13 protein-coding genes are annotated in these 18488 nt (G+C 61.1%); 2 read left to right on the top strand and 11 right to left on the bottom strand.

Annotated elements, in window-relative coordinates; genetic code table 11:
* Nucleotides 1-87 precede the first annotated feature (87 nt).
* The 4 genes from urtD to urtA all read right to left on the bottom strand — a co-directional run bounded on the left by urtD (nt 88) and on the right by urtA (nt 5121).
* Nucleotides 88-840, bottom strand: coding sequence for an urea ABC transporter ATP-binding protein UrtD (gene urtD / locus ACSQ3I_RS17470; protein ID WP_436000998.1), 753 nt, complete (start codon nt 838-840; stop codon nt 88-90).
* Between the two features lie 5 nt (nt 841-845).
* Nucleotides 846-2027, bottom strand: coding sequence for an urea ABC transporter permease subunit UrtC (gene urtC, locus ACSQ3I_RS17465; protein WP_436000997.1), 1182 nt, complete (start codon nt 2025-2027; stop codon nt 846-848).
* Nucleotides 2024-3628, bottom strand: a complete 1605-nt coding sequence (gene urtB / locus ACSQ3I_RS17460) for an urea ABC transporter permease subunit UrtB (RefSeq protein ID WP_436000995.1) — start codon at nt 3626-3628, stop codon at nt 2024-2026. The genes urtC and urtB overlap by 4 nt, the downstream gene beginning before the upstream one ends.
* 203 nt (nt 3629-3831) lie before the next feature.
* Complete coding sequence (gene urtA, locus ACSQ3I_RS17455) at nt 3832-5121, bottom strand: urea ABC transporter substrate-binding protein (protein ID WP_436000993.1); 1290 nt, start codon at nt 5119-5121, stop codon at nt 3832-3834.
* Nucleotides 5122-5514: 393 nt separating this feature from the next.
* Here urtA and ACSQ3I_RS17450 point away from each other — a divergent pair, with 393 nt between their 5' ends.
* On the top strand, nt 5515-8907 hold the full coding sequence (locus ACSQ3I_RS17450) for a hybrid sensor histidine kinase/response regulator (RefSeq protein ID WP_436000991.1): 3393 nt from the start codon (nt 5515-5517) through the stop codon (nt 8905-8907).
* Nucleotides 8897-9823: a response regulator gene (locus ACSQ3I_RS17445; RefSeq protein ID WP_436000989.1), complete on the top strand. Its 927-nt coding sequence runs from the start codon at nt 8897-8899 to the stop codon at nt 9821-9823. Before ACSQ3I_RS17450 ends, ACSQ3I_RS17445 begins: the two co-directional genes overlap by 11 nt.
* 113 nt (nt 9824-9936) lie before the next feature.
* Here ACSQ3I_RS17445 and ACSQ3I_RS17440 read toward each other — a convergent pair whose 3' ends face one another.
* The 7 genes from ACSQ3I_RS17440 to ACSQ3I_RS17410 all read right to left on the bottom strand — a co-directional run bounded on the left by ACSQ3I_RS17440 (nt 9937) and on the right by ACSQ3I_RS17410 (nt 18353).
* Nucleotides 9937-11061 carry a branched-chain amino acid ABC transporter substrate-binding protein gene (locus tag ACSQ3I_RS17440; RefSeq protein WP_436000987.1) on the bottom strand — a complete coding sequence of 375 codons (1125 nt, stop codon included), beginning with the start codon at nt 11059-11061 and terminating at the stop codon, nt 9937-9939.
* Between the two features lie 119 nt (nt 11062-11180).
* Complete coding sequence (locus ACSQ3I_RS17435; protein ID WP_436000985.1) at nt 11181-11525, bottom strand: DUF6867 family protein; 345 nt, start codon at nt 11523-11525, stop codon at nt 11181-11183.
* Nucleotides 11526-11549: 24 nt separating this feature from the next.
* A complete protein-coding gene (locus tag ACSQ3I_RS17430) occupies nt 11550-12278 on the bottom strand; it encodes an ABC transporter ATP-binding protein (RefSeq protein WP_436000983.1) in 729 nt (242 codons plus the stop codon).
* Entirely contained in the window at nt 12278-13150 is an 873-nt protein-coding gene (locus tag ACSQ3I_RS17425; protein ID WP_436000981.1) for an ABC transporter ATP-binding protein, read from the bottom strand. Before ACSQ3I_RS17425 ends, ACSQ3I_RS17430 begins: the two co-directional genes overlap by 1 nt.
* Nucleotides 13150-14706: a high-affinity branched-chain amino acid ABC transporter permease LivM gene (livM, locus tag ACSQ3I_RS17420; RefSeq protein ID WP_436000979.1), complete on the bottom strand. Its 1557-nt coding sequence runs from the start codon at nt 14704-14706 to the stop codon at nt 13150-13152. The genes ACSQ3I_RS17425 and livM overlap by 1 nt, the downstream gene beginning before the upstream one ends.
* A gap of 4 nt (nt 14707-14710) precedes the next feature.
* Nucleotides 14711-15613, bottom strand: coding sequence for a branched-chain amino acid ABC transporter permease (locus tag ACSQ3I_RS17415; RefSeq protein WP_436000977.1), 903 nt, complete (start codon nt 15611-15613; stop codon nt 14711-14713).
* Between the two features lie 313 nt (nt 15614-15926).
* Nucleotides 15927-18353 carry a GcvT family protein gene (locus tag ACSQ3I_RS17410; protein WP_436000976.1) on the bottom strand — a complete coding sequence of 809 codons (2427 nt, stop codon included), beginning with the start codon at nt 18351-18353 and terminating at the stop codon, nt 15927-15929.
* Nucleotides 18354-18488: the final 135 nt, after the last annotated feature.

The raw sequence follows: 18488 nt of genomic DNA, 5'->3' as shown, positions 1-18488 counted from the left end.
CTCGGGTCAAGCCCGGGGATGACATCGTTAAGGACTGTACAGCGGTCAAAGGATCATATGTGAAATCACTAGAAAAATCCCCCATCCTCACCGCCCCAGATAGTTCTCGATCACCTTCGGATCGTTGCTGACGAAGTCGATCGAGCCTTCGGCCAGCACCGAGCCTTCCGCCAAGCATGTCACCTTGACGCCGAGGTCGCGGATGAAACCCATGTCGTGTTCGACCACGACCACGGAACGGCTCTTGGCGATCTCCTTCAGCAACACGGCCGTTTCCGCCGTTTCCGCATCGGTCATGCCGGCGACGGGTTCGTCGACCAGGAGCAGCTTCGGTTCCTGCGCTAGCAGCATGCCGATCTCCAGCCATTGCTTCTGGCCGTGGGAGAGATTGGCGCCAAAATCGTTCTTGCGGTGGGTCAGGCGGATGGTTTCGAGGATTTCCTCGATGCGTGCCTTGTCCTCGGCCGTCAACCGGTAGAACAGCGTCGAGAACACGCCGCGCTTGCGGTTGAGCGCCAGTTCGAGATTGTCCCAGACGGTGTGGCTTTCGAACACGGTCGGTTTCTGGAATTTTCGGCCGATGCCAAGCTGGGCGATGTCGGCCTCGTCCTTCTTGGTGAGGTCGATCTCACCATTGAAGAACACTTCGCCGCTATCCGGCCGGGTCTTGCCGGTGATGATATCCATCATTGTCGTCTTGCCGGCGCCGTTCGGGCCGATGATGGCGCGCAGTTCGCCCGGCTCAACCACGAAGGACAGGGAATTCAAAGCCTTGAACCCGTCGAAGGAAACGGAAACCCCGTCGAGGTAGAGCAGGCTTCTGGGTTTGGTCTCGCTCATCGGCATCACTCCGCTGCCTGGGTGGTGGTGGGGCCCGCCGCGGCCTCGTTGGCCGCTTCGCGTGCAGCTTCCGTCTTCTGTGCCTTGAGAAGAGCCTTCCGGTTGGCGGCATATTGCGCCACCGTGCCGACAATGCCTTTTGGCAGGAACAGGGTTACGGCAATGAACAGGGCGCCGAGCGCGAACAGCCAGAAATCCGGGAAAGCACCGGTGAAGAAGCTCTTGCCGGCGTTGACGAGCACGGCGCCGATGATCGGCCCGATCAGCGTGCCGCGACCGCCGACTGCCGTCCAGATCACGACTTCGATGGAGTTGGCCGGTGCGAATTCGCCGGGATTGATGATGCCGACCTGCGGCACGAACAAGGCACCGGCAATGCCCGCCATCATCGCCGAGACGACGAAGGTGAACAGCTTGATGTTCTCCACCCGGAAGCCGAGGAAGCGCACCCGGCTTTCGGCATCGCGCACGCCGACCAGCACCTTGCCGAACTTCGAATGCACAATGCCGGAGGCAATCAGCAGGCACAGCGCCAGCATGATGGCGCTGAGCGCAAAGAGTACGGCACGGGTGCCGTTCGCCTGCACCGAGAAGCCCAAGATATCCTTGAAATCGGTCAGGCCGTTGTTGCCGCCAAAACCCATGTCGTTGCGGAAGAAGGCGAGCAGCAGCGCGTAGGTCATCGCCTGGGTGATGATCGACAGGTAGACGCCGTTCACCCGGGAGCGGAAGGCGAACCAGCCGAAGACGAAGGCCAGCAGGCCGGGCACGACCAGCACCATGATCATCGCGAACCAGAACATGTCAAAGCCATGCCAGAACCACGGCAGTTCCTTCCAGTTGAGGAACACCATGAAGTCGGGGAGGATGGGATCGCCATAGACACCGCGCGAACCGATCTGGCGCATCAGGTACATACCCATGGCATAACCGCCGAGCGCGAAGAAGGCGGCGTGGCCGAGCGAGAGGATGCCGCAATAGCCCCAGACCAGATCCAGCGCCAGCGCCAGCAGTGCGTAGCAGAGATACTTGCCGAACAGCGCCATGATGTAGGTCGGGATGTGCAGCGGATTGTCGGCCGACAAGAGCAGATTGGATGCCGGCACCAGCACGGCGATGGCGAGGATGATGGCGATGGCGACCGTGATGTTGCGATCGAGCGCCCGGATCAGAAAGCCCGTGATCATGCTTCCACCGCCCTTCCCTTGAGTGCGAAGAGACCGCGCGGCCGCTTCTGGATGAAAAGGATGATGAGGACGAGTACCAGGATTTTACCGAGCACCGCTCCCACCGAGGGTTCGAGGAACTTGTTGAGGATGCCGAGCGACAGGGCGCCGACCAGCGTGCCCCAGAGATTGCCGACGCCGCCGAAGACCACCACCATGAAACTGTCGATGATGTAGCCCTGGCCGAGGTTGGGCGAGACGTTGTCGATCTGGCTGAGCGCCACCCCGGCGATACCGGCGATGCCGGAGCCAAGCGCGAAGGTCATAGCATCGACCCAGGGCGTGCGGATGCCCATGGAGGAGGCCATGCGGCGGTTCTGGGTGACGGCACGCATGCGCAGGCCCATCGGCGTTTTCTTCAGCAGGAACAGTAGGAAGGCGAAGACGACCATGGCAAACAGCACGATCCACAGGCGGTTCCAGGTGATCGTCAACCCGCCCAGTTCGAAGGCGCCGGACATCCAGGAGGGATTACCGACCTCGCGGTTGTTGGCGCCGAAGATCGAGCGCACCGCCTGCTGCAGGATCAGCGAGATGCCCCATGTGGCAAGCAGCGTTTCCAGCGGCCGACCGTAGAGGAAGCGGATAACGCCGCGCTCGATGACCAGGCCGACGGCGCCGGTGACCAGGAAGGCGACCGGCAAAGCAATCGCCAGCGACCAGTCGAAGAGACCGGGCGCCGAAGTGCGGATGATTTCCTGCACCACGAAGGTGGTATAGGCGCCGAGCATGACCATCTCGCCATGCGCCATGTTGATGATGCCCATGACGCCGAAGGTGATGGCAAGGCCGATGGCCGCCAGAAGCAGCACCGAGCCGAGCGACAGGCCATACCAAATGTTCTGCGCCATCGCCCAGAGCGACTGCGTGTCCTGGATGCTCTTGATCGCCGCCTCGATATCCGGCTTCAGCGTATCGTCCGCCGAGTTCAGGGCGGTCGAGAGCAGCGAAAGCGATGCCTGGCCGCCGATCGCCTTGATGGTCGCCACGGCCGCCTTCTTCTCTTCGATCGGACGGTCGGAGATCAACAGCGAGGCAGCGCGCGCTTCTTCGAGGGCGGCTTTCACTGCGGTATCTGTCTCGTTGGTCAGCGCCGTCTCGACCAGATCGAGGGAGTCGCCGGAGGGGGATTTGAGGATCGATTGCGCTGCTTCCATACGGATTGCCTTGTCGGGGCTGAGCAGCGTCAGGCCGCCGAGCGCCGAACGGATGGCGCGGCGCAGGCCGTTGTTGACCTTGACCTTGGTCACCGCACCCTTGGCTTCTTCACCGGCTTTTTCGCCAGTCAATGGATCGATCAGCGCCAGGTTGGAACCGGCTGCCACACCGATGAACACGGCGCCATCGGATTTGCGGGTATACAGATTGCCGTCCGCAAAGGCTTCGAGGGCGGGAACGACCTTCGGGTCGCCGGTGGCGGCGATCTGTCCGACCAGTTCCTCGGCCTGCTTGAAATTCGCCTTGCCGAGGGCATTAAACAGGGCGCTCGCGTCTTCTTGCGCAATGGATGGCGCGGCGGAAAAAAGGATCAGGAAAAACAGGCTGATGAAACGGATAAGCATTCTCTTGTCCCCCGGATGATCCGGCGGCCGGAGGTGCACGAACTGCCCCTCATCCGCCTGCCGGCACCTTCTCCCCGCACGCGGGGAGAAGGATGATTGCCGCTCCCTCACCAAACATCGCCAACGCTTCGCATGGCACGTCCCCTCTCCCCGCACGCGGGGAGAGGGTTAGGGTGAGGGGCTTTTCGTCAAAGGCCGAATGATCAGGAACCCTTGCCGCCGCACTTGCCGTTGGCGACGTTGAAGTTGCCGCACGACATCGGCTTGCGCCAATCGGAGATCAGGTCCTTGGAGTCCGGCAGGTAATCCGACCACTCGTCGCCGACGACAGCCGGCGTCTGCTGGACGATTTCGAACTGGCCGTCAGCCTGGATTTCACCGATCAGCACCGGCTTGGTGATGTGGTGGTTCGGCATGACGGTGGAGGTACCACCCGACAGGTTCGGAACCGAAACGCCGATGATGGTGTCGAGAACGGCGTCCGTATCGGTGGTGCCGGCGGCTTCGACGGCCTTTACCCATGCGCTGAAACCGATATAGGCGGCTTCCATCGGGTCGTTTGTGACGCGCTTGTCGTTCTTGGTAAACGCGTGCCAGGTTTTGATGAACTCGGCATTGACCGGTGCATCGACGGACTGGAAGTAGTTCCAGGCAGCCAGATGGCCGACGAGCGGCGCCGTGTCGAGGCCGGCCAGCTCTTCTTCGCCGACCGAGAAGGCGACAACCGGGATGTCTTCGGCCTTGATGCCCTGGTTGCCGAGTTCCTTGTAGAACGGCACGTTGGCATCACCGTTGATGGTCGAAACGACGGCGGTCTTCTTGCCGGCCGAGCCGAACTTCTTGATGTCGGAGACGATCGTCTGCCAGTCGGAATGACCGAACGGCGTGTAGTTGATCATGATGTCTTCTTTGGCGACACCCTTCGCTTCCAGGTAAGCCTGGAGGATCTTGTTGGTCGTCTGCGGATAGACGTAGTCGGTGCCGGCGAGCACCCAGCGCTCGACGCCTTCGGTGTTCATCAGGTAATCGACGGCCGGGATTGCCTGCTGGTTCGGAGCGGCACCGGTGTAGAAGATGTTGCGCGAGGATTCTTCACCCTCGTACTGCACGGGGTAGAAGAGGATCGAGTTCAGCTCTTCGAAGACCGGCAGGACGGACTTGCGCGACGACGAGGTCCAGCAACCGAAGACGGCGGCGACCTTGTCCTTCTCGATCAGTTCGCGGGCCTTTTCGGCAAACAGCGGCCAGTCGGACGCCGGGTCGACGACGACAGGCTCAAGCTTCTTGCCGAGGATGCCGCCCTTCTTGTTCTGCTCTTCGATGAGCATCAGCATGGCGTCCTTGAGCGTCGTCTCGGAGATGGCCATGGTTCCCGAAAGGGAGTGGAGAATGCCGACCTTGATCGTGTCATCAGCCGCAAAGGCGCCGTGGAACGCAGTCGTCGACAGGATGGCGCCAAGCAGGGCGCCGGTGACGTGTGCCTTCAGTTTCATTTTTGTGAACCCCTCTCTCATCGCAACTGGAGGATTAACCGTTGCTTAAGCGAGTATCGGATGCTGCACCGCGAAACGGCATACGTAATATGACGTAGACGGAGGGGAGAAAGGGGAAGTTTTACCCCACCGAACGGAGACCGGAATCGTCGCTCGCAAGCCAAGCCTGGTCGAACAACCATCTGCTTTCAGCCTGCCGGCGCGACATTGCCACTGCTTCATGCATGGACCGCCTAAAGAAAAGCCACATCGATGAAATCATCGGCAAAATCTCGCCTTGCACAACAACAATGCAACATAGGGCGGCAATCGGTGGTCACGAGCATTGCAAATGCGCAGCAAACCTCGAATATTGCGATAAAATCTCATTTTTCGAGGACATCGTTCATCGGCATGGCAGCCCGCCAACGCATCATTCCGGTTCGGCGCGAATATAATCGCTGGGTGGCGAACCAGACGCTGGAGGACTACGCGCTGCGTTTTACCGCCAAGAGCGCCCGGCAGTTCTCCTCGCAGCGCATATCTCAGACGGCCATCGGCGCGATCTCCTTTCTGGCGCTGGAAGCCATCGGCGGCACCATCACGCTGTCCTACGGCACCACCAACGCCTTCTTTGCCATCGTCGTCGCCTCGATCGCCATGCTGGCCATCGGCCTTCCGATCAGCCGCTATGCCATCCGCCACGGCGTCGATATCGATCTCCTGACACGCGGGGCCTCCTTCGGTTACATCGGCTCGACGATCACCTCGCTGATCTATGCCAGCTTCACCTTCATGCTGTTTGCCATCGAGGCCTCGATCATGTCTGGGGCACTGGAGCTGACGCTCGGCATCCCGCTGTGGATCGGCTACATCATCAGCGCCGTCATGGTCATTCCGCTGGTCACCCACGGCGTCCGGCTGATCAGCAGGTTCCAGCTGATCACCCAGCCGTTCTGGATCGTCCTCAACATCCTGCCCTTCGTTTTCATCGCCTTCATGGATTGGGAAAAGTTCGATCTGTGGCGTGCCTTTTCCGGCCTGCGACATGCCTCCGGCCCGCCCGGCACGTCGGCGCATTTCGATCTCATGGAATTCGGCGCCGCCTCCGCCGTCATCCTGGCGCTGATGTCGCAGATCGGCGAACAGGTGGACTTCCTGCGCTTCCTGCCGCCGGACGGCCAGAGGAAGTGGCGCCATCGCCTCGCCGTCTTCCTTGCCGGCCCCGGCTGGGTGGTGGTCGGCGCGCCAAAACTGCTGGCCGGCTCCTTCCTCGTCGTGCTGGCGATGAATGCCGGCGTTCCGGCCGACCAGGCCGCCGATCCGGCGCATATGTACCTGGTCGCCTTCGGCTACATGCTGCCCAACGAAACGGCGGCACTGTTGCTGATGGCCGCCTTCGTGGTCGTCTCGCAGCTGAAGATCAACGTCATGAATGCCTATGCGGGATCGCTCGCCTGGTCGAATTTTTTCTCCCGCCTGACCCACAGTCACCCCGGCCGCGTCATCTGGCTGATCTTCAACGTCGCGATCGCGCTGCTCCTGATGGAACTCGGCATCTACCGGCTGCTGGAAGAGACGCTCGGCATCTTTTCGATCATCGCCATGGCCTGGCTCTGCACCATCTCGGCGGATCTGTTCGTCAACAAGCCGCTGGGGCTTGCGCCGCCGGGCATCGAATTCAAACGCGCCCATCTCTACGACATCAACCCGGTCGGCGTCGGCGCCATGACGCTGTCGGCGGCCATCGCGCTTGCCGCGCATTTCGGCGTGTTCGGCGATGTCGCCGCCTCGCTTGCCACCTACATCACCGTCATCATCGCCTTCATCGCCTCGCCGGCCATCGCCTGGGCGACGAAGGGCAAATTCTACCTGGCCCGAAAGCCGCGGCAGAACTGGCAGACAAGCACGACGATCACTTGCTCGATCTGCGAGCATCCTTTCGAGCCGGAAGACATGGCCTGGTGTCCGGCCTATGCCGCACCGATCTGCTCCTTGTGCTGCTCCCTCGACAGCCGCTGCCACGACATGTGCAAACCCAAGGCGCGATTAAACTATCAAGCCGCCGCCGTCGCCCGCACCGTACTGCCGGAAAGCATCGTCGAGCGGCTGAAGACCCGGCTCGGGCGATACGGCATCGCCGTGGTGTTGGCGGTGTCAGCCATCGGCGTCATCCTGGCGATGATCGCCCACCAGGTCGGTACCGCCTCGCCGGAAACCGCGGAAGTCGTCAACCGCACCGTGCTGATCGTGTTTTTCGTCTTTGCCGTGGTCACCGGCGTCGCCTGCTGGTTCTATGTGCTCGCCCATGACAGCCGCCTCGTCGCCGAAGAGGAATCCTCGCGCCAGAATACCTTGTTGCTCAAGGAAATCGCCGCCCACAAGAAGACTGACGCCGCCCTGCAGAACGCCAAGGAAACTGCCGAAGCCGCTAATGCCGCCAAGAGCCGTTATGTCGTCGGCCTTTCCCACGAGTTGCGCACGCCGTTGAATGCCGTGCTCGGTTATGCCCAGATCCTGGAACGCGACGAGACGATCCCGCCGCCGCGGCAATCGGCGATCAAGGTGATCAAGCGCTCGGCGGATCATTTGTCCGGCCTGATCGACGGGCTGCTGGACATTTCAAAGATCGAGGCCGGACGGCTGCAGGTCTATTCGAACGAGATCAACCTCAGGGATTTCCTCGACCAGATCATCGACATGTTCCAGCCGGTGGCGCAGGCAAAAGGCCTGGCATTCGAGCACCAGCGCTCGCCATACCTGCCGCACTACGTGCGGACCGACGAAAAGCGGCTGCGCCAGATCCTCGTCAATCTGCTCTCCAACGCCATCAAGTTCACCGATGAGGGGCATATCCGCTTCGAGGTCGGCTACCGCAGCCAGGTGGCAACATTTACCGTCACCGATAGCGGCCGCGGCATCGCCGAAGGCGATCTTGCCCGCATCTACGAGCCGTTCCAACGCGGCGAGGCCGAGCATGTACGGCCGATGCCGGGCCTCGGCCTCGGCCTGACGATCACGCGCTTGCTGACCAATACGCTCGGCGGCGAAATCGCCGCCGAAAGCGAGCGCGACAGGGGATCGACCTTCCGGGTGCGGCTGATGCTGTCGGCCGTGAACCGGCCGATTACAACGCCCGCGGCGGAAAAGAAGATCGTCTCCTACACCGGGCCGCGCCGTACCATCGTCATCGTCGACGACAACGAGGACCATCGCGACCTGATGCGCGAAGTGCTGGTGCCGCTCGATTTCGTCGTGCTGACGGCGGCAGGTGGCGCCGATTGCCTCGCCCTGATTTCCGGCATCAAGCCGGACCTGTTCCTCATCGACATTTCCATGCCGGGCATGACCGGCTGGCAGCTCGCGACAAAACTGCGCGAAAACGGCCAGACAGCGCCGATCCTGATGCTGTCGGCCAATATCGGCGACGGATCGATCGCCGGCAGCGGCGACGACAGCCATAACGACACCATCGCCAAGCCGGTCGACATCCGCCGCCTCAGCGACAAGCTCGCCGTCCATCTCGGATTGAAATGGATCTATGAGACGGATGTCGCCCTTCCTGTTTCCCTGCCGCAACAGCATCGACCGCTCCGGAGCCCCGGCGAAAGTCATCTGCGGGAATTGATCAGCCTTGGCGAAATCGGCTATGTGCGCGGCATCGAAGCGAAATTGGCCGATCTCGCAACGACAGAGGAGAACCGCCCCTTCACCGACGCGTTGCTCGCCTACGTCAAGGCCTTCGATCTCAACGGCTATTTGGACACCCTGCGCAAATTCGAAAGCGAGATGAGCGATGGCATCTGAGGCGGCTCTTCCGCGTGATATCGTGCTGCTGGTAGACGACAGTCCGGAAGCGCTCGGCTTCCTGACGGAAGCGCTGGAACAATCGGGTTTTTCGGTGCTGATCGCCACCTCCGGCAGCGCCGCCCTCAATATAGCCGAGCGCATTACCCCCGACCTTATCCTGCTCGATGCCGTCATGCCCGGCATGGATGGTTTCGAGACCTGCCGCAGGATCAAGGGCAATGCCGCCGTGGCGCAGGTGCCGGTCATCTTCATGACCGGGCTGACCGAAACCGAACATGTCGTGCATGCGCTGGAGTCCGGCGGCGTCGATTACCTCACCAAACCGATCAACATCGACGAATTGCGCGCCCGCATCCGCGTGCATCTGTCCAACGCCCGCTCGGCGCAGAGTGCCCGCGTGGCGCTCGATGCGGCCGGAAGGCACTTGCTGGCGGTGCGCGGTAACGGCCGCATCCACTGGTCGACACCACAGGCGACAAGGCTCGTCAACGCCGCAACGGGCCGCGACGACGGACTGGAACTGGTTGCCGGTCATATCGCCGGCTGGCTTGCCGCGCAGGCGAGACCCGGTGCCGCGCGCGAAACCGGTTTTTCAGTCAATCCGGACGGACAGACAGCACTGCAACTCGCCTATCTCGGCGCCATCGGCAGCGATGAATACCTCTTCCGCCTGACGGCCGACAACCGTCGCAGCGACGACGAAATCCTGCGGCAGAATTTTCCGCTGACGGTGCGCGAATCCGAAGTGCTGCTCTGGATCGCCAAAGGCAAATCCAACCGCGACATCGGCGACATTCTCGGCCTTTCGGCAAGAACGGTGAACAAACACCTCGAACAGATCTACGTAAAACTCGGCGTCGAAAACCGCGCCTCGGCCGCCGTCAAGGCCGCCCACGTCCTGCACGGCGAATAACGCGTTCTCTGCAGTCTGCGAAGTTTGACCCAAGACAACAAAAAGCCCGGCTGCGGATCTCGCAACCGGGCCGAAGGAACAGTCACGCCGGCAGGACCGGCATGACTTGCGAATTACTTCGCTTCGAGTTCCGTGTAGGTGTACTTGCCGTCAGCGCCCTTGCCCCACTTGTACATGACGTAGTCCGGACGGGTGATGTCGCCCTTGGCGTCGAAGCCGAGTTCGCCGATAGCGGTCTTGAACGGACCCTTCGACTTCAGAGCTTCAGCAACAGCCGTCGAGTCAGACGAGCCGGCTGCCTTGGCAGCGTCAGCGATGACCTGGAGACCAGCGTAAGCGTACAGCGTGTAGGCTTCCGGCTCGAAACCAGCAGCGCGGAACTTTTCGACGAGTTCCTTGGCAGCTGCGTTCTTGCGCGGATCCGGAGCAAAGGTCATCAGCGTGCCGTCAACCGCGTCGCCAGCGATCGAAGCCAGTTCGTTCGAAACGATACCGTCACCCGACATGACAACGGCAGCAAGGCCCTGGTCCTTCATCTGACGCATGATCAGACCGGCTTCGGTGTGCAGACCGCCCCAGTATACGAGCGATACGCCGGCTTCCTTCATCTTGGCGATCAGGGCCGAGAAGTCCTTGTCGCCAGCGGTGACGCCTTCATAGAGGGCTTCGGTAACGCCGGCAGCGTTCATCGCCTTCTTGGTTTCGTCGGCAAGACCCTGACCGTAGGTGGTCTTGTCGTGCAGGACGGCTACCTTGGCGTCCTTGAAGTTTGCAGCGACGTAAGCACCGGCAACAGCGCCCTGCTGGTCGTCACGACCGCAGGTACGGAAGGTGTTCCACAGGCCGCGCTCGGTGAAGGTCGGGTTCGTCGAAGCCGGCGTGATCTGCAGGATGCCGTTTTCAGCGTAGACTTCCGATGCCGGGATCGACACGCCGGAGTTGAAGTGGCCGATGACGAACTTTACGCCGTCAGCAACGAATTTGTTGGCGACCGAAACGCCCTGCTTCGGGTCGGACACGTCGTCGCCGAGCACAATCTTGACCTGTTCCCCATTGATACCGCCAGCTGCGTTGATGTCCGCAGCAGCCTGTTCTGCACCTTTCTGAAGCTGGGCGCCGAACGCAGCGTTCGGGCCAGTCAGCGGGCCTGCAACGCCTACGAGGATGTCGGCATAAGCATTGCCGCCAAAGGCAACCATAGCCGTCAGCGCCACAGCCGACAGAAGAGACTTTTTCATTTTGTTACTCCCAATTTTTAAAGCGGGTTGGGTTTGGAAAACCGGGCACAATACCCACTTTCATTGCGCCGGTGTCGCTGCGAAGCTGTTGGGCCCGATTTTGAGACGGGCTCCGTTTTTTATTTCTGCCTCCAGGAAAAAGGCGAAGCCTTTTCATAGAGCCAGTAGTAGTTGGTCGCCATCTGCCGCGTCCGGTAGTAGCGGAAGCCTGCGGTAGAAAACAACAAAAGCACGATCGTGTCTACGACATAGTACTGGGGCGAAAACATCGTTCCTTCGAACAGCGCGTGGTGCACGAAGCGTATGCCGATGCCCAGGAGCAGCGTGTAGATGACGACGGTGTTATAGCTTTGCCAGTTCTCGGCGACGCTCTTGCCCGTTCTCCAGGCGGTCCATCCCCCGATGATGCAGGTGATGAACAGGAACTGTAGGACGGACGGTTCTTCGTAAAGAATTCCCTGCATGTCAGATACTCCAGGCCGGCGCCGTCAATGGCGGCCGCCTTCCAGATAGGCTGCGCGAACTTCGGGATTGGCGAGCAGATCCTTGCCGCTGCCGCTCATCGTCACCTTGCCGTTGACCATGACATAGGCGCGGTCGGACAGCTTGAGGGCGGCAAAGGCGTTCTGCTCGACGAGGAACACGGTCAGCCCCTCCTCCTTGTTCAGTTTCTTGATCGCTTCGAAGATGCCCTTGACGATCAGCGGCGCGAGGCCGAGCGACGGCTCGTCGAGAAGCAAAAGCTTCGGACGCGCCATCAACGCGCGGCCGATCGACAGCATCTGCTGTTCGCCGCCCGAGAGCGTTCCGCCGCGTTGCGCCTGGCGTTCCTTCAGACGGGGGAACAGCTTGAAGATCTTTTCGACGTCCTCGTTGAAATATTTGAGGTTGTCGAGACCGGCGCCCATCTGCAGGTTTTCGTAGACGGTCATGCGCGGAAAAATGCGGCGACCTTCCGGCGACTGGGCGATGCGCAGCCGGGCAATCTCGTGCGTCGGCATGGCGGTGATGTCGCGACCTTCGAAGATCACCGAACCGTGACGTGCATGCGGGCTGCCGCAGATGGTCATCATCAGCGTCGACTTGCCGGCGCCGTTGGCGCCGATCAGGCTGACGATCTCACCCTTGTTGACTTCGACATCGACGCCACCCAGCGCCCGGATGTTGCCGTAGAAGGTTTCGACGGCCTGAACTTTCAGAAGCGGTTGACCTGACATCAGTTCGCGCCTCCTTCGAGGGACTCAACTTCCGAAATCACTTCTTCCACCTCATCGTCCTCGACACCGAGGTACGCAGCAATAACCTTTGGATCGTTCTTCACGTGGTCCGGCGTGCCATCGGAAATCTTCTGGCCGTATTCCAGAACCACGACATGGTCGGAAATTTCCATGACCACCGACATGTCGTGCTCGATCAGCAGCAGCGACGTACCGCTATCGGCACGGATGCCCCGCAGCAGCGCGTTCAGCGACGCGGATTCACGCGGGTTGAGGCCGGCAGCCGGTTCGTCGAGGCACAACAGCTCCGGACCGGTGCACATCGCGCGGGCGATTTCCAGGCGGCGCTGGGCGCCGTAGGAGAGATCGCCGGCCGGATCGTCGGCACGGTCGATCAGATCGGCCTTTTCCAGCCAGTACTTGGCCAGTTCGATCGCCTCCTTGGCCGCCTTGCGGTAGGTCGGGAAGCCGAGCAGGCCGAGAACGGTGAAACCGGAGGCCACCATCAGCTTGTTGTGCTGGGCGACGAGCAGGTTTTCCAGAACCGTGAGGCCCGAGAACAGGCGGATGTTCTGGAAGGTGCGGGCCACCTTGGCATGCTTGGTGATCTCGAAGTCCGGCAGGCGCTCCAGGAGGTACTGCTTGCCGGCTTTCTGGTTGAGGGTGATCATGCCCATCGTCGGCTTGTAGAAGCCGGTGATGCAGTTGAACACGGTGGTCTTGCCTGCGCCGTTCGGGCCGATCAGCGCGGTGATTTCGCCACGCTTGGCTTCGAAGGAGAAGTCGTTGATGGCCATCAGGCCGCCGAACTTCATCGACAGGTGTTCGACCTTGAGAATGGTATCGCTGTTCATAGTCGTCTCGAGGGCCATCAGCCGTGCCCTTCCTTGGTGAAGCTGCCGGAAACCGCCTTGCGTTCATGCAGGAACGCGGTGGGTTCACGGCTACCGACGAAGCCGCGAGGCTTCCAGACCATGACGATGATCATCGCAAGCCCGAACAGCAACATGCGGTAGAGTTCCGGCGTGAAATCGGCGCCGAAGATGTGCTTCAGGAATTCCAGCTCGCGCAGGATTTCCGTGCCGCCGACCATGACCGCGGCGGCGATGGCGATGCCGACCAGCGATCCCATGCCGCCGAGAACGACGATGGCGAGGATGACGGCCGATTCCAGGAAGACGAAGCTTTCCGGCGAAACGAAACCCTGGCGGGCGGCGAAGAAGGAGCCAGCGAAGCCGCCGAACATCGCGCCGATCGCAAAGGCGGTCAGCTTGGTGGTGACGGTGTTGATGCCGAGCGAGCGGCAGGCGATCTCGTCCTCACGCAGGGCTTCCCAGGCGCGACCGATCGGCATGCGGCGCAGACGAATGGTGACGAAGGCCGTCAACAACGCCAGTGCCAGGATGAGATAGAACAGGAAGATCTTGTAGTAGGCCGACGACATCGGCAGGCCGAAGGCCTTGGCGAAGTTGTTCGGCGCGCTGACGTCGAACGACCAGATGCCGAAGATCGATGCCTTGGCGACACCGGAGATACCGGACGCGCCGTTGGTGACTTCGGCCCAGTTGAGCAGCACCAGGCGGATGATTTCACCGAAGGCCAATGTCACGATCGCCAGATAGTCACCGCGCAGGCGCAGCACCGGGAAGCCGAGGATCATGCCCCAGAACGCGGCAAGAATACCGGCCATGGGCAGCAGCACCCAGAAGGACAGACCGAAGGTGCTGGACAGCAACGCGTAGGAATAGGCACCCACAGCGTAGAAGGCGACATAGCCGAGGTCGAGCAGGCCGGCGAGGCCGACGACGATATTCAGGCCCCAGGCAAGCATCACGTAGATCAGGATCTGGATGCCGAAGTTATCGACCCATTTCAGCGAACCCTGCGCCCCGAAGATCGCGACGATGACGATCGGGTAGAGCACCAGACCGGCAACCGCCAGCACCGTGAAGTGCGTGGTGATGAAAACGCGGAAGATATAGAACAGGCAGGCCAGCGAGTAGATGATCGCAAGACCGCGCACGATGGTCGCATAAGCCGCAAGGTTCTCCGGCAATCCGGATTCGATCGCGATCATCGCGGCAGCAATCACCACGGCGGCGACGAAGAACGGCAGGCGGAAGAACCGCGAGGCCATGCTGTCCGGCAGCATGCCGGTCGCCGCGTTGACGACCTTCTGCGAAGCCAGGAACGGCTGCAGATAGGCAATCATCACGAAGCGGCCGACCATGGCGATGATCACGAAGATCGCCAGCAGGCCCCAACGCTGCACCAGGATGAGCTCGTTATGGATGTTCTGGTCGGACTTGAGACCGACGAAGAGAACGAACAGGCCGAGCGAGATCAAGCCGGCATACAGCGCCTCGCGCAAAGCCCGCGCCGTCAGATCCCCAGCGGCGCTTTCATTTCTAGAGGTTGTGTTTGTCATTGCGTTAAACTTTCTCGACTTCGGGACGTCCGAGAATACCCGACGGCTTGAAGATCAGCACGATCGCAAGGATGGAGAAGGTCGCGACATCCTTGTAGGCGATGGTGAAATAGGCCGACCAAAGCGATTCGATGAGGCCGATCAGCAACCCGCCGAGAACGGCGCCCGGAAGAGAGCCGATGCCGCCGAGAACGGCTGCGGTGAAGGCCTTGACGCCCGGGATGAAGCCATCGGTAAAGACCACGACGCCATAATACATCAGGTACATGGTGCCGGCGACCGCGGCCAACGCGGCGCCCATCACGAAGGTGACGGAGATCGTCCGGTCGACGTCGACGCCGAGAAGTGCGGCCATCTTGCGGTCCTGTTCGGTGGCGCGCTGGGCACGGCCGAGCGGGGTGCGATGCACGATGTACCAGAACGTCGACAGAAGCACGACGGTAATCAGGATGATGATGATCTGCTTCAGCGAGATCGAGATGCCGAACACGTTGTAGACCGACGACACCAGCGGCGGGATCGGCTTGTTGCGCGGACCCTGCGTCACCTGGATGAAGTTGGAGAGCGCGATCGACATGCCGATGGCGGTGATCAGCGGCGCCAGGCGGAACGAGCCGCGCAGCGGCCGATAGGCCACCTTTTCGATCGTCCAGTTCCACAATCCGGCCATCAGCATCGCGACGATCAGCATGATCAGAAGCGCCACGACGACCGGAATGCCGGCGAACAGACCTGTCAGGATGAGAAAGACGATCAGGGCGGCAAAACCGCCAAGCATGAAGATATCGCCGTGGGCGAAGTTGATCATGCCGATGATACCATAAACCATCGTGTAACCGATGGCGATCATTCCATAGATCGAGCCAAGCGTCAGCCCGTTGACGAGCTGCTGGATAAAATACTCCATTAGTCCTTTTCCCCAGGGCATGGATTGCGATGACCCATGCCTCTTGTATTGCGTTTCCCTAGTGGGAATTATCTTATTAGGGGATTCCATACCGCTTTCGAAGAAAATGTGAAGCCAAAAAGGTGAGACTGTGGCAGAAATCGGCCCATTCTTCACAACGTGACACGGCAAACAGCAAAAATGCTACTTAAGTAGCATGCTTTGGCGTAAGATTAGTCAGTCAGGCTTCCTATCACTAAAAGCGCTTTAAATAGAATAGCGTAGCACGGCCCGGTCGCGGCGACCGAACCGTGCAACCTGCAAGATTTGCGGCTCAGGAGCGCATGCGCGAGCCGTTGGCGTCGAAGAGGGTCTGCGGCTGCGGCCGGGCCTTCAGCACCTCTCCGAGCAATTCGATTGTCCAGCCATCCGCCTCGTCGGCGATGTCCTTCGGCACGTAACCGATGGCGACGGACAGTCCCGACGCATGGGCATAACCGCCCGAGGTCACCCAGCCCCTTGCTTCGCCGTTGTAGAAGATCGGTTCGTCGCCGATGACATCGGCATCCTTGGCCTCGATGATGAAGGTGCGCAGACGCAACGTCCCGCCCTCCGCCTTCTCGGCGATCGCTGCCTGCTTGCCGATGAAATTCGTCTGCTTCGACAGCGCAACGAAACGGCCGAGACCGGCTTCGAGTGGGCCATAGAGCGGGCGGAATTCCCGCGACCAGCTGCCGAAGGATTTTTCCAGCCTGAGCGCATTCAGCGCCCGCAGGCCGAACAGGCGGATGCCGAATTCGGCGCCGGCTTCCATGATCGCGTCGAAGAGATAGCGCTGGTACTCCGGCTTCATCCAGATTTCGAAGCCGAGATCGCCGGTATAGGAAACGCGGCCGACGATGGCCTTGGCCATGCCGAGATCCATGCGCCGGATGTCCATGAACTTGAAGGCGGCATCGGAAAGATCGAGATGCGTCAGCTTCTGCATGACGGCGCGGGCATTCGGCCCGGCGACGGACAGGCCAACGAGGCCGAGGTTGATCGCCTCGAGCGAAACCGAACCATCCTTCGGCAGATGCTGCTCGAACCAGCGCATATGGTAATCTTCGGCAATCCCCGAACCGATGACCAGGAAATCTTCCTCGCCGAGCTTGGCCAGGGTGAAATCGCCGATCAGCTTGCCGGCTTCGTTGAGCATCGGCGCCAGCACCATGCGGCCGATGGCGGGAATGCGGGCGGCCAGGATCTTGTCGAGCCACGCCTCGGCGCCCTTGCCGCTGACCTTGTATTTGGCAAAACCCGACGTCTCCATCAGGCCGACGCTGTCGCGCACCGCCTTCGCTTCGGCACCGACGACGTCGAAATCGTTGGAGCGGCGCCAGGAGAAGGCATCCACCTCACCCTTCGGCGCAAACCACAGCGGGCTTTCGAGGCCGTAGGAGGCGCCGAAGACGGCACCGGCGTCCTTCAAGCGGTCGTAGATCGGCGTGGTCAGCAACGGGCGGGCGCCCGGCAGTTCCTCATTGGGATAACGGATCGAGAAGCGGCGGGAATAGTTTTCGCGCACTTTGGCATTGGTGTAGGCGAGCGTGGCGTAATCGCCGTAACGGCAGACATCCATGGCGAAAACGTCAAAACCCGGATCGCCCTCGATGATCCACTGCGCCAGCGCCAGACCGACGCCGCCGCCTTGGCTGAAGCCGGCCATGACGGCGCAGGCCGACCAGTAGTTCGTCATGCCGCGCACCGGGCCGACCAGCGGATTGCCATCCGGCGAGAAGGTGAAGGGGCCGTTGATGATCTTCTTGATGCCGGCATTGTTGAAAGCCGGGAAGTGGCGGAAGCCGACTGCCAGCTCGTTGGTGATGCGCTCCAGATCCTCCGCCAGCAGTTCGTGACCGAAATTCCACGGCGTGGTGATCGGCGACCACGGACGGCAATCCTTTTCATAGGTGCCCATCAGCATGCCGTTGCGCTCCTGGCGGATATAGATCTCGCCGTCGAAATCGACGCAGTGCATCAACTCCTTGCCGGTGGTCTTGTTGAAGTCGATGACCTCGGGCATGTCCTCGGTGATCAGGTACATGTGCTCCATGGCGAGCACCGGCAGTTCCAGCCCGACCATGCGGCCGACTTCGCGCGCCCACAATCCGGCGGCATTGACGACATGCTCGGCCTTGATCTCGCCCTTGTCGGTGATGACGCGCCAGGTGCCGTCCTCCAGCTGCACGAGATCCTCGACCTTGGTGTGCAGGTAGATCTCGGCGCCGTTCTTCTTGGCCGACTTGGCATAGGCATGCGTCGTGCCATAGGGGTCGAGATGGCCTTCATGCGGATCGAACACGGCGCCGACGAACTGGTCGGGGTCGAGCAGCGGCATCATCTCGTGCGCCTCGCGGGCGGAAATCAGCGTCGCCTCGCCGCCGGCATACTTGCCCTTGGCCAGCAGCGACTTCATCCAGTCGAAGCGTTCATGGGTGGCGGCCAGCATCAGGCCGGAGGTCATGTGCAGGCCGATATCTTGGCCGGAATATTCCTCGATCTCCTTGTAGAGCTCGACGGTATATTTCTGCAGCTTGGCGACGTTCGGGTCACCGTTGATGGTGTGCATGCCGCCGGCGGCATGCCAGGTGGAACCCGAGGTCAGCTCGGACCGCTCCAGAAGCACCACGTCGGTCCAGCCGAACTTGGTGAGGTGGTAAAGCACCGAGCAGCCGACGACACCTCCACCGATGACGACGACACGCGCATGGCTCTTCATGAAAATTCTCCGGCTGTTGAGGGCGCCCGCCTTGGGCGGCATGCCTCGGATTGTAGAAAAACTGCCGGAGCCTATGTCGGAATCGCCGGCTTCCAAAGCCCATTCTGCGAAGCGAAATGTCGCTTCGGACACAAT

The organism is Rhizobium sp. LjRoot30 (assembly GCF_964253915.1).
Classification (GTDB): domain Bacteria; phylum Pseudomonadota; class Alphaproteobacteria; order Rhizobiales; family Rhizobiaceae; genus Metarhizobium.
The sequence above is the reverse complement of the archived record's forward strand: the minus strand, read 5'-3'. Positions and strand labels throughout refer to the sequence as shown.